Here is a 12,097-nt window from a genome sequence, read left to right as displayed (position 1 = left end):
GCTGGCCGGGCGGCTCGGCGGCGCTGGTCGCCGCCATGTGCGCCGCCGACCCGCACGAGGCCGAACGCGTCCTGAAGCCTCTCGGCATCAGCCTGCCCTGACCCGGCCCGCCGGGGAATCAGCCCCCGGGGAATCAGCCCGCCGGGGAATCAGCCCGCCGTGAGGTACATCCCCGACGCACTCGACCCCGCCGTGTTACGGCAGCTGTAGTTGCCGGACGCCTGGGCGTTGATCAGCGCGAGACAGCGGCCCAGCGCCAGCTGCCCGTAGTAGTTGGGGTGCATGTCCTCCTGGAGCGGCCCTTGGGTCTCGTTCTGGTCGATCCAGCGGGCCCACTCGCTCGTCGTCGGCGACGCCGGCACGGTCGAGGACACCAGCTTGCTGCTCTTGGAGCACACCTCGCGGCCCTGGAGCATGTCGCGCAGATCCATGAACTGCGCGCCCTTCGCCGTGGCGACGGCCTTCAGCCGGCTCGCGATCTGCGGCACGAGGGAGTCGCGCGCCCAGTCCGAGTCGAGGTTCCAGAAGGGACAGCCACCGGTGTTCGTACGGCTCCAGCCGCTCTCGCCGTAGCGGTTCTCGGCGGCGCGGGGGATGGGGGAGGGGTACGACTGGAGCACGATCCGGTAGTCGGCGGCGGTGTACCCGGCGCCCGTCATCACGGCTCTGATCTCGTCGATCGACTTGCCGACGTCCGCCATCACGCCGTCGATCTTCGAGTCGACGACGGCCTGCTGGTCGTCGTGGCAGTAGGAGTACCAGACGATGTAGTCGGTGGCGCAGGTGCTGATGATGTCGGCGAAGCCGAGGTCGTTGCCCCCGATCGACAGGGCGATCAGCTTGACGTCGTGGGTGGCGGCGACGGCCGCGAGCTGGTCGGCCTGCGGGGCCTCGCCCTTGAACGCGGTCCCGCCTGAGGCCGTACGGAACACGTTCTTCGTGACGGCCCCGGAGCAGGCGATGTTGATCAGATTGGTGGCGATCGGGCCGGCGCTGTTGACCTCGGCCGAGTCCGAGCGGTGACAGCCGTTGGCCTCGGTCGTGCCGTACACCCGGCTCGGGTCGTACGTGCTGCCGTTCCAGGCGCGGTCGGTGCCGTTGCGGCTGCCTGTGGTGGTCAGGCTGTTTCCCTGCCAGCGGCCGGCCTCGCCGGAGATGTAGCTGTCGCCCATGGTGACGACGGTGGAGGGGCCGGAGCCGGGAGCGGCGACGGCGGGGGACGGAGCGGCCAGGAGGGCGAATCCGGCGGTCAGGCACAGGGTGAGCAGACCGCGCAGAGCGCGGCGGGGGGACGAAGACATGGCTGTGCTCCTGCGAGGCGCGGTACGCGAGGTACGCATCGACGTGGGGGACAGCCGCCGGCCGGTGGCATGGCGGAATTTCGCACGGGCCGACTTGTTACCGCTAGGTAGTTGCGTATTTCGGTTGAGTTACGTGACTTGTGAAACGCCATGGATCGAAAACCGGCCACGCTTACCGCAAACAGCAAAAGGCCCCGCCCCCGGTGCTCTGCGAACACCGGGGGCGGGGCCTGCTCGGGCGAGCTGTTCGGCCGCTGTGCGGTCAGCCGACCAGCTGGTCGTACGCGGGGAGGGTCAGGAAGTCCGCGTAGTCGGCGTCGAGGGAGACGTGCAGCAGGAGGTCGTGGGCCTGCTGCCACTTTCCGGCCGCGAAGGCCTCCGCGCCGATCTCCTCGCGGATCGCGGACAGCTCCTCGGCGGCCACCTTGCGGGCCAGCTCCGGCGTCGCCTTCTCGCCGTTCTCGAACACCACACCCGCGTTGATCCACTGCCAGATCTGCGAGCGCGAGATCTCGGCCGTGGCCGCGTCCTCCATCAGGTTGAAGATCGCGACGGCGCCGAGGCCGCGCAGCCACGCCTCGATGTAGCGGATGCCGACCTGCACGGCGTTGCGCAGACCCTCGTACGTCGGCTGGGCGTCCAGGGAGGCGATGTCGATGAGCTCCGGGCCCTCGACGTGGACGTCCTCGCGCAGCCGGTCCTTCTGGTTCGGCTTGTCGCCGAGGACCGCGTCGAAGGAGGCCATGGCGATCGGCACCAGGTCGGGGTGGGCGACCCAGGAGCCGTCGAAGCCGTCGCCGGCCTCGCGGTCCTTGTCGGCCTTGACCTTCTCGAAGGCGACCTTGTTGACCTCGGCGTCCTTGCGGGACGGGATGAAGGCGGCCATGCCGCCGATCGCGTGCGCGCCGCGCTTGTGGCAGGTGCGGACGAGGAGTTCGGTGTACGCGCGCATGAACGGGGCCGTCATCGTGACCGCGTTGCGGTCCGGAAGGACGAACTTGGCGCCGCCGTCACGGAAGTTCTTGACGATGGAGAAGAGGTAGTCCCAGCGGCCCGCGTTGAGTCCGGCGGCGTGGTCGCGGAGCTCGTAGAGGATCTCCTCCATCTCGTACGCGGCCGTGATGGTCTCGATGAGGACCGTGGCGCGGACGGTGCCCTGCGGGATGCCGACGTAGTCCTGGGCGAAGACGAAGATGTCGTTCCAGAGGCGGGCCTCCAGGTGCGACTCGGTCTTCGGCAGGTAGAAGTACGGGCCCTTGCCGAGGTCGATCAGGCGCTGGGCGTTGTGGAAGAAGTAGAGGCCGAAGTCGACCAGGGCGCCGGGGACCGGGCGGCCGTCGACGGTGAGGTGACGCTCCTCCAGGTGCCAGCCGCGGGGCCGCATGACGACCGTGGCGAGCTGGTCGGCCGGCTTCAGGGCGTACGACTTGCCCGAGCGCGGGTCCGTGAAGTCGATGGCGCGGGTGTAGGCGTCGATCAGGTTGACCTGGCCGAGGACCACGTTCTCCCAGGTGGGCGCCGAGGCGTCCTCGAAGTCGGCGAGCCAGACCTTCGCGCCCGAGTTCAGCGCGTTGATCGTCATCTTGCGGTCGGTCGGGCCGGTGATCTCGACCCGCCGGTCGTTCAGGGCCGCCGGGGCCGGCGCGACCTTCCAGGACTCGTCGGCGCGGATCGCCGCGGTCTCGGGCAGGAAGCCCAGGGTGGAGGTGCGGGCGATCTCGGCGCGGCGCTCGCCGCGGCGGGCGAGCAGCTCGTCCCGGCGCGGGGTGAACCGGCGGTGCAGCTCGGCCACGAAGGCGAGCGCCGCGTCGGTGAGCACCTCCTCCTGGCGCGGCAGGGGCTCGGCTTCGACGACGACCAGGGAGGACGGCGCTGGTGCGGACATGAACTGTCACTTCCTTCAGCGGGCTTCACGGGCGGTGCGTGCCGGCCGCCGGGCGTCGTCGTGTGGCACGCCGTGCCACAGGCGCCGAGATACGGCCGGGAGCGCCGTCACGGAGGATCAGGCGCTTCTGAACAGTGGATACTAGTTTCCTCATGGTGGAAGTTCAATGGTTTGTTGATGTCGAGATTCTTTGGGTCGACACAACGTGGCTCTGAGTGTCACCACGCTCACTCCCGTTCCCCTTCCCGCTCCCGCTCCCGCTCAGGCCAGACGCCGGAGATCCGCCTCCGTGTCGATGTCGTAGGGCTCGGCCACATCCGAACAGTCCACGAGGGTGATCGCATCCCGGTGCGCCTCCAGGTACCCCCGCGCCCCCCGGTCCCCGACCGCCCCCGCCGCGATCCCCGCCCAGTGGTCAGCGCCGAACAGCACCGGATGGCCGCGGCTGCCCCCGTACGAGGCGGCGGCGAGCGTGTCGCGCCCTCGGTACGCGGAGCGCACCCGGGCCACCGCCGCCGCCCCGATCCCCGGCTGGTCCACGAGTGACACGAGCGCCGCGTCGACCCCGTACGGACCGGCGGCGAGCGAGGCGAGCCCGGCCCGCAGCGAGGAGCCCATGCCCTCGGCCCACTCCGGGTTCTCCACGAGCAAGCACCCCGGCAGGTCCGCCTCCCGCCGTACGCGCTCCGCCGCCGCGCCCAGCACCACGTGCACGACCTCGCAGCCGCCCTCGCGCAGCACCCGCGCCGCGCGCTCGACCAGAGGCCGGCCGCGGTACGGGAGCAGCGCCTTCGGCCGCCCGCCGAGGCGCCGGCCGCCCCCCGCGGCGAGCAGCAGCCCGGCGATCCGGGGCCCCCTCGCGGGGGCGGCCGCGGGCTCCCCCGTCGTCTCTTCCGCCGTCTCTCCTGCCGTCTCTCGCGTCATGGGGAGTGCATACCGCATCAGGCCCCACCACCCGGATGCCTGAATGTGCGTCCGCCTGCTGGCGCGCCGGGCGCGCGAAGGAGTTAACTGGCCCGCGACCCCGAGCGCCCGACCACCGCCCGAGGGGTCGCACAGCGACGTGCACGTGCACAAGGGGGGCCGGCGGCTCCCTGGGGGGAGAACCATGTTGCGAAGCGTGGGGCAGAGGCGGATGACCGCTGACGGCGTGGACCCGAGGGTGGCCGAACTGCGCGCCGCCGTGTCCCGGCTCAGGCGCGAACTCGCCGGACACCGGCCGGAGTTCGCCGACCGGGGGATCGCCGAGGACGAGCTGGCCGCGCTCGACGCGATGGCGCTCAGCGGCGCCCCCGAGGTGTGGCGGCTGCGCCGCTCGCTGCTCCTGATCGCGGGCGCGATCGGCTCCGTCAGCGCCCTCACCGAGGGCCTTGCCGCCGTCCGCCGCGCCGTCGAACTCTTCGGCCCGGCGACACCCCGCCAGCCGGACGCCTGACCGGCGAGGCCCCCGGAGGGACCTTCGGATACCGGGGAGGGGGTCACCGGGTGCTGGGCGGCCCACCGGGATTGCGGCGAGACTTCTGCGCAGAAGGGCTCTGTCCGGAATCCGACCGGAGGGTGGTGGCGAGCGTGGTGGCGGTGCGCGACGACGCCCCGCGGGAACCGGGCGGGAAGGGCGAGGACGGGCCGGGGGCGGGCGCCCGCGGCGGCTCCCACGGAGGCGGTGCCCTCGGCGACTCCCATGGACCCGTCGTCCCCGGCGCCGCCCCGCACGGCCCCGGTGCCCTCGGTGACTCCCATGAACCCGTCGTCCCCGGCGCCGCCCCGCACGGCCCCGGCGCCCTCGGCGTCGACCCCCTGGGCGACCCGTTCCTGCGGACCCGGTTCGTGCCGCCCGCGCGGCCCACGACGTTTCTGCGGCGGGTGCGGCTGGCCGAGCGGCTCGGGCAGGTGCCGCGGACTCCGCTGACGGTGGTCGAAGGGCGCGCCGGGGCGGGCAAGACGCTGCTGGTGGCGGACTGGGCCGCGGGTCTGGACGAGCCGGCGGCCTGGCTCACCCTGGACACGGCGATCCAGGGGCCGGGCATGTTCTGGGCCCACTTCCTCCAGGCCCTGCGGGCCGGCGGCACGGCGTTGCCCCCCTCGATCCGCTCGCCCGCCCGGGCGGGCGAGGCCGACCACGCGCTGCTGTCACGGCTCGCCGCGGAGCTCGGCGGCCGCGACCGGCCCGCGATCGTGGTGATCGACGAGTTCGACCGGATGACCGCCCCGGAGGTCGCGCGGCAGCTGGAGTTCGTCCTGCACCACGGCGGGGCGGGACTCCGCCTGGTCCTGGTCACCCGCACCGAGCCGCTGCTCCCGCTGCACCGCTACCGGCTGGCCGGGGAGGCGACGGAGATCAGGGACGCCGAGCTGGTCTTCACCGTAGAGGAGGCGGTCACCCTGCTCCAGCTGCACGGCCTCGACCTGTCCGACGCGGCGGCCGGGGCGCTGGTGGAGCGCACCCGGGGCTGGGCCGCCGGCCTGCGGCTGTGCGCCATGGCCGCGCGGCTGAGCCCGGACCCGGAGATCTACCTGAAGGAGTTCGAGGCGGGCCGCAGCACGATCGCCGACTTCCTGCTCGCCGAGGTGCTCGACCGGCAGCCGCCCCGGACCCAGGACCTGCTGCTCCGGGTCAGCGTCCTCGACCGGTTCCGGCCCGAGCTCGCGGACGCGCTGACCGGGCGGCAGGACGCGGCGCCCATCCTGGCCGGGCTGCTGCGCGACAACGCGTTCGTGGAGGACTTCGGGCAGGGGTGGTACCGGCTCCATCCGCTGTTCCGGGAGATCCTCCGGGCCCATCTGCGCCGTCGTTCGCCCGGTCTGGAGCGGCACGTGCACCGGCGGGCGGCGGGATGGCTGCGGCACGCCGGGACCCTGCCCGAGTCGCTCGCCCACGCCGCCGCCGCGGGCGACCTGGCGTTCGCCGCCGGGGCCCTGGTCGACGACCTGGCGATCGGTCAGCTGTTCGCCGGGCCACGCGCCGACGAGCTGACCGAGCTTTTCGCGGCCCTGGAGTCGAAGACGGGGACGGGGACGGAGCCGAAGACCGAGATGGGGATGGGGGCGGGGATGGGGACGGAGCCGAAGACCGAGACGGAGACGCCGGGCCCGGCCGCGGACCTCGTCCGCGCCGCGCGCGAGCTGTCCCACCACGACCTCGCCCGGGGCCTTGCGCACCTCGGCCGCGCCGAGGAACAGCTGACCGCCGGCACCGGCGACTCCTCGGCGGCCCGGCTCGGCCGAGCGCTGCTCGCGGCACTGGCGGGCCGGCTGGCCGGCTCCGTGCGGCAGACGGAGGAGGCCGCCCGGTCCGCCGCCGAACTGCTGCGATCGGTGCCCGCCCCGCTCCTCGACGAACACCCCGAACTCCTCGCCCTGCTGCGGACCCACGTGGGCGCGACCCGGCTGTGGGCCGGGCTCCTCGGCGAGGCCCGGGCCGCGCTCACCGAAGTGACCCGCGGCCCCGGCGACGCCGCCACGGCACTGCCACGGCGGGACTCCTTGGAGCACCTCGCCCTCATCGACTACCTCGACGGGTGGCCCGGCCGGGCCGAGCGCAGGGTCCGCGCGGCGGCGGCCGAGACGGAGCGCTTCGGCCTCCCCGCGCCGGCCGGCCCCGGCCTCGGGCAGCTGGTGCTCGCCGTGGTCGCCGTCGAACGGGACGAGCCGGCCCGGGCCGAGGAGCTGCTCGGCCGACCGTCCGACGGACCGGCGCCGGATCCGGTGACCGCCGCGGTACGTCGCCTCGCCACGGCCCGGCTGCTCCTGGCCCAGGGGCGCACCCGCGCCGCGTCGGCCGCCGCGCGCCAGGTCGTCCCCGCCGACGAGGACTCCCCGTGGGCCCAGGGCCATGCCGCTCTGATCGTCTCGGCCGCCCACCTCGCGGAGGGCCGCCCGGAGGCCGCCGTCGAGGTTCTCCGGGCGGTGGCCGCGGACCAGCCGATGTGCCTGGTCGGCGCGGCGCGGGCCCACCTCGCGGCCGGTGACCGGGCCGAGGCCCTCCGCCTGCTCGACGGCCTCGACGACCTCGACGGCAGCGCCCGCCCCCGCGGCCTCGACGGCCTCGCCGGTCTCGACGGCGCCGCCCGTCCCCGCGACCTCTACGCCAACGCCCGTCCCACCGGTCTCGACGGCAGCGCCCGTCCCCCCGTCCGCGCGCACGTCGGCCCCGCCGTGACGGTGCCGGCCGCGCTGGTGCGGGCCCGGGCCGCGAAGCTGGAGGGCGACCTCGGGGCCGTACACACCCTGCTCGACCGGGCCCTGAGGGAGGCCAGGCCCGAGGAGCTGCGGCGTCCCTTCGCGGAGGCCGGCCCCTGGATCGGTCCCTTCCTGGCGGCAGCGCCCCTGCGCGCGCTCGCCGCGGGCTGGCTCCTGCCGGAGACCGGGCCGGACGGCGACGCGGCCGGTCCGGCGGCGGAGGAGCCGCTGCTGGAGCCGCTGAGCGAACGGGAACACGAGGTGCTGGAGCGGCTCGCCCGGATGATGTCGACCGAGGACATCGCCGCCGACCTGTACCTGTCGGTCAACACGGTGAAGACCCACCTCAAGAGCGTCTACCGGAAGCTGTCGGTGCACCGGCGCAACGAAGCGGTGCGCCGCGCCCGCGACCTGGGCCTGCTCTGAGCCCGAGAAGTGCTCCGGGAAGGCATCTTCCCGACCCGCTCACCCGTCGCGGGTGAGGCGGCCGGCGGGCGTTTCGGGTGCGATGGCAGAGACGGGCCGACCCGGTGAGGTGGACACGATGAGGCAGTGGGGTGCTCTGATCGTCCTGGGGACGGCCCAGTTCCTGATGGTGCTGGACACCGCCGTCATGAACGTCTCCATCACCCAGCTGGTCGAGGACTTCGACACCGAGGTGACCTCGATCCAGGCCGTCATCACCCTGTACGCGCTGGTCATGGCCGCGTTCATGATCGTCGGCGGGCGGATCGGGGACATCCTGGGGCGCCGCCGCGTCTTCCTGATCGGCATGGGCGTCTACGGCGTCGGATCGGCCCTGACCGCCGTCTCGCCGGCCCTGTGGGTCCTGGCGCTCGGCTGGTCGCTCATCGAGGGGCTCGGCGCCGCACTGGTGCTGCCGTCCATGGCGGCCCTCGTCGCCGAGTCCTACCGGGGCCGGGACCGCTCCGTCGCGTACGGCGTCATCGGCGGCCTCGCCGGTGCCGGCATCGCGGTAGGACCGTTGCTGGGCGGCTGGGTGACGACGTACCTCACCTGGCGGCTGGTCTTCGCCGGTGAGGTCGTGGTGGTCCTCGCCGTGCTGCTCTTCCGGCGCGCGATCAAGGAACGGCCGCCGGCGGGCCGGCGCCCCGGCCTGGACGTCGTCGGCGCCGTGCTGTCGGCGGCGGGTCTGGGCCTCGGCGTGCTCGGAGTGCTGCAGAGCACCACCTGGGGCTGGGTCGCGCCGCTCGATCCCCCGTTCACGGTGTTCGGCTTCGCCCCCACCCTGTTCGTCGTCGCGGCCGGAGTGGGCCTCCTGTACGCCTTCCAGATCTGGGAGCGGCGGCGGGAGGCCCGCGGCGAGGAGCCCCTGGTCCACCTGGCCCTGTTCCACAGACCCGTGCTGCGCTCCGGCCTGATGACCCTGCTCAGCCAGAACCTCATCCTGCTCGGCCTCTTCTTCACCATCCCGCTGTACTTGCAGGTGGTGCAGGGCTTCGACGCCTTCCAGACGGGACTGCGGCTGCTGCCGGTCTCCGTCACCATGCTCGTGGCCTCCCTGGCCGGCGCCCGCCTCGGACGCAGGGTGGGACCGCGCCGGATCGTGCGGGCGGCGCTGGTGCTGCTGGCGGCGTCGATCGCCTGGCTCCTCGCCGCCATCAAACCCGTCATCGACGACGCCCAGTTCTTCGGGGCCATGGCGCTCCTCGGCCTGGGCATGGGCATGCTCGCCTCGCAGCTCGGCAACGTCGTCCAGTCCACCGCCGGGGAGCAGGAGCGCAGCGAGGTCGGCGGCCTGCAGTTCACCGCCCAGAACCTGGGATCCGCGCTGGGCACGGCCCTCATCGGCTCGATCCTGATCGGCGCCCTGGCCCACGCCTTCACCACGCACGTCGAGCAGCATCCGGCCCTCTCCGAGGAGGCCCGCCGGCAGACGAGCGTGGCCCTGGAATCCGGGATCAGCTTCGTCTCCACCGACCAGGTGCACTCGGCGGCCGAGCAGGCCGGACTGCCGCCGGGCGAGGTGGACGCCGTCACGGAGTCCTACGCCAAGGCCCAGCTGAACGGCCTGAAGGCGGCCGTCCTCGCCACCGGCGGCATCACGCTGGCGAGCTTCCTGGTGACCCGCGGCCTGCCCGCCGCCGGCCCGGCGCCGGGCCCGGTCGAGTCCCCCGACCCCACCGCCCCGCCGCCCGCACCACCGGCACCACCGGCACCGCCGCCACCACCGAAGCGCGGGCCCCGCCGGCCGAGGAGGTCGTGATGTTCGGAACCGGACGCGTGGGTCACCCCCGTGCGGCGAGGCAGGCGGAGGTCTCCGGGGCGGGCCGTCGCGGCCTGCCGTACGAGATCCGCGTCGAGGGGCACATGTCGGAGACGCTGGTCGGCGCCTTCCCCGAGCTGGAGCACGTGATGATCTCCGGCCAGACGGTGTTGTACGGCCCCGTCGTGGACGAGGCGCACCTCTACGGACTGCTGGCCCGCTTCCAGTCGCTCGGCCTCCAGGTGGTGGAACTGCGGCGCCTCCCGGACTGACCCCTACGGCGCCCCACACTCACCCGTCCCGGGTGAGGTCATCCCCCGAAAGGCCCCGCACCCTGAAGACAGCCCGGAACGGCGCCCGGCATTCGGGACCCGGTCCGGACGGAACGGAGCAGAGAGATGGGCACCTATCTCGCCAGCGACTACCCGCTGCTGAACACCTTCTGGACCATGCTCTGGTTCTTCCTGTGGATCCTGTGGATCATCCTGCTCTTCCGGATCATCGGCGACATCTTCCGCGACGACGAACTGGGCGGCTGGGGCAAGGCCGGCTGGCTGGCGTTCGTCATCCTGCTGCCCTTCCTGGGCGTGTTCGTCTACCTCATCGCGCGCGGCAAGGCCATGGGCCAGCGGGAGATCACGCACGCGCGCAAGCAGCAGGAGGCGTTCGACTCCTACGTCCGTGAGACCGCGGGCACCGGCGGCGGCACCAGCCACGCCGACGACCTCACCAGGCTCGCCGACCTCCGCAGCCGCGGTGACATCACCGAAGAGGAGTTCCGCCGCGCCAAGGAGATCGTCCTGAGCGGCGGCGGCCCGTCCGCCTCCGCCGGAACCGGAGCCGCCCCCCGGCAGTAGCCGGAGGGCAGGGACCGGGACCAGGACAGGGAAAACGGGACCCGAAAGGGACAGGGAAGGACAACCGAGATGGCCACGACACACACTCCCCGGATGCACTCGGCCAAGTACGCCTGGGCCGAGGGGCTGACCGCCTTCGCGGCCGTCATGCTCGCCCTCGCGGGGCTGCTCGGCATCTTCCGCGGCATCATGGCGATCGCCGAGGACGACATCTTCGTCACCACGCCCAACTACGTCTTCAAGTACGACCTCACCGGATGGGGCTGGGTCCACCTCGCTCTCGGCGTCGTCGCCGTGCTCGTCAGCTTCGGACTCTTCCGGACGGCGACCTGGGCACGGATCGCCGGCGTGGCCATCGCCGGGCTCGTCATCATCGCCAACTTCCTCTCGCTGCCCTACTACCCGGTGTGGTCCGTCATCATGATCGCGATGTCCGGGTTCGTCATCTGGGCGCTGTGCGTCAACCGGAGCGGCAGGGAGCAGCTGTGAAGGACCTCAAGTTCGAGCAGAAGCGCTCGCTGAGCCGCGCCGAGGCCGCGGAGCTGCTGGCGGGGCTCGCGGAGGCGTTCCGGGAGGGCGGCGAGGCGGAGCTGACGCTGGGCCCGGGAGTGGAGCTGAGCCTCCGGGTCCCCGACGAGTTCCGCACGGAGGTGGAGTTCGAGGTCGACGACGGCGAGATCGAGCTGGAGATCGAGCTGAAGTGGCCGCTGGGCGGCGGGCGCGCCGCGCCCGCAAGCGGGACCGCCTCCGCCCGCAAGGCCCCCGCCCGCAAGGCCGCCGAGCCCGAGAGCGCCGCGTCCGAGGCCGCGACCGGGTCGGCCGAAGAGCAGCCCGAACCCGCCGCACCGGCCGAGCCCTCCGCCCCCCGGGGCCGCAAGGCCACGTCGGCCGCCAAGCAGAAGCGGCCCCCGGCCAAGCGGACTCCCGCCAAGCGGACCGCCGCCAAGCGGTCCTGAGCCGGCCGCCCAGCGGCAGCGCAGCCGACCGCTGGGCGTCTGCGCCGATCCCGCCTACCGCCGGATCAGCCGCCGGGCGGTCGCGGCCGCCACGGCGGCCGTGCGCGAGTCCACGCCCAGCTTGGCGAAGATGTGCACCAGATGGGACTTCACCGTCGCCTGGCTCAGGAACAGCGCCTTGCTGATCTGCTGGTTCGACAGTCCCTCGCTCACCAGCTGGAGCACCTCCAGCTCCCGCTTGGTCAGCGCCTCCGCGGGGGTGCGCATCCGGTCCATGAGCCGGTGCGCCACCGCCGGTGCGAGCGCCGACTGGCCGGCCGCGGCCGTCCGTACGGCCGCCGCCAGCTCCTCCGGCGGGGCGTCCTTCAGGAGGTAGCCGGAGGCACCGGCCTCCACCGCCGCGAGGATGTCGGCGTCCGTGTCGTACGTGGTGAGGACGAGGACCCGCGGCCCGCCCCGTACGGCGGTGATCGCGGCCGTCGCCTCCGAGCCGTGCATCCCGGGGCCGAACTGGAGGTCCATCAGGACCACGTCCACGCCGCCCGCGGCGGCCAGCTCGACCGCCCGCTCGGCCGTCGCCGCCTCGCCGACCACGGCGAAGTCCGGCTCGGTGTCGAGGACGGCCCGCAGCCCGGCCCGTACCACCGGGTGGTCGTCGGCGAGCAGCAGTCGGATGGTCATGCGGCGGACTC

General features: G+C 73.3%; 11 protein-coding genes. 7 read left to right on the top strand and 4 right to left on the bottom strand.

From position 1 onward, the window contains the following. Positions 1 to 149 precede the first annotated feature (149 nt). The 3 genes from ACWEJX_RS26460 to ACWEJX_RS26450 all read right to left on the bottom strand — a co-directional run bounded on the left by ACWEJX_RS26460 (position 150) and on the right by ACWEJX_RS26450 (position 4,110). Entirely contained in the window at positions 150 to 1,301 is a 1,152-nt protein-coding gene (locus tag ACWEJX_RS26460) for a GDSL-type esterase/lipase family protein (protein WP_451609902.1), read from the bottom strand. A 262-nt stretch (positions 1,302 to 1,563) separates the two neighbouring features. After that, positions 1,564 to 3,186 carry a malate synthase A gene (aceB, locus tag ACWEJX_RS26455; protein WP_451609901.1) on the bottom strand — a complete coding sequence of 541 codons (1,623 nt, stop codon included), beginning with the start codon at positions 3,184 to 3,186 and terminating at the stop codon, positions 1,564 to 1,566. Positions 3,187 to 3,447: 261 nt separating this feature from the next. After that, complete coding sequence (locus ACWEJX_RS26450) at positions 3,448 to 4,110, bottom strand: nucleotidyltransferase family protein (RefSeq protein WP_451609900.1); 663 nt, start codon at positions 4,108 to 4,110, stop codon at positions 3,448 to 3,450. Positions 4,111 to 4,294: 184 nt separating this feature from the next. Between ACWEJX_RS26450 and ACWEJX_RS26445 the strand changes: the two genes are divergently transcribed. From ACWEJX_RS26445 to ACWEJX_RS26415, 7 genes are all read left to right on the top strand, one after another. Continuing rightward, positions 4,295 to 4,621, top strand: coding sequence for a DUF5955 family protein (locus ACWEJX_RS26445; protein WP_451609899.1), 327 nt, complete (start codon positions 4,295 to 4,297; stop codon positions 4,619 to 4,621). Between the two features lie 362 nt (positions 4,622 to 4,983). Further along, a complete protein-coding gene (locus ACWEJX_RS26440) occupies positions 4,984 to 7,791 on the top strand; it encodes a LuxR C-terminal-related transcriptional regulator (protein WP_451609904.1) in 2,808 nt (935 codons plus the stop codon). A gap of 118 nt (positions 7,792 to 7,909) precedes the next feature. After that, positions 7,910 to 9,592, top strand: a complete 1,683-nt coding sequence (locus tag ACWEJX_RS26435) for an MFS transporter (RefSeq protein ID WP_451609898.1) — start codon at positions 7,910 to 7,912, stop codon at positions 9,590 to 9,592. A 74-nt stretch (positions 9,593 to 9,666) separates the two neighbouring features. Beyond that, positions 9,667 to 9,864 (top strand): hypothetical protein, encoded by a 198-nt coding sequence (locus ACWEJX_RS26430; protein WP_403790191.1) that lies wholly within the window; start codon positions 9,667 to 9,669, stop codon positions 9,862 to 9,864. Between the two features lie 126 nt (positions 9,865 to 9,990). Beyond that, the gene (locus ACWEJX_RS26425) at positions 9,991 to 10,449 is read left to right on the top strand and encodes an SHOCT domain-containing protein (protein ID WP_451609897.1); all 459 of its coding nucleotides are present in this window, start codon (positions 9,991 to 9,993) and stop codon (positions 10,447 to 10,449) included. Between the two features lie 69 nt (positions 10,450 to 10,518). Next, positions 10,519 to 10,938 (top strand): DUF7144 family membrane protein, encoded by a 420-nt coding sequence (locus ACWEJX_RS26420; RefSeq protein ID WP_451609896.1) that lies wholly within the window; start codon positions 10,519 to 10,521, stop codon positions 10,936 to 10,938. After that, on the top strand, positions 10,935 to 11,405 hold the full coding sequence (locus tag ACWEJX_RS26415; protein ID WP_451609895.1) for an amphi-Trp domain-containing protein: 471 nt from the start codon (positions 10,935 to 10,937) through the stop codon (positions 11,403 to 11,405). Before ACWEJX_RS26420 ends, ACWEJX_RS26415 begins: the two co-directional genes overlap by 4 nt. A gap of 54 nt (positions 11,406 to 11,459) precedes the next feature. On the opposite strand, the gene ACWEJX_RS26410 is transcribed toward ACWEJX_RS26415, so the two are convergent. Next, positions 11,460 to 12,086, bottom strand: a complete 627-nt coding sequence (locus ACWEJX_RS26410) for a response regulator (RefSeq protein WP_403789530.1) — start codon at positions 12,084 to 12,086, stop codon at positions 11,460 to 11,462. Between the last annotated feature and the right edge of the window lie 11 nt (positions 12,087 to 12,097).

It is taken from the genome of Streptomyces sp. NPDC004788, from assembly GCF_053601115.1.
This window is presented reverse-complemented; position numbering and strand designations above follow the sequence as displayed.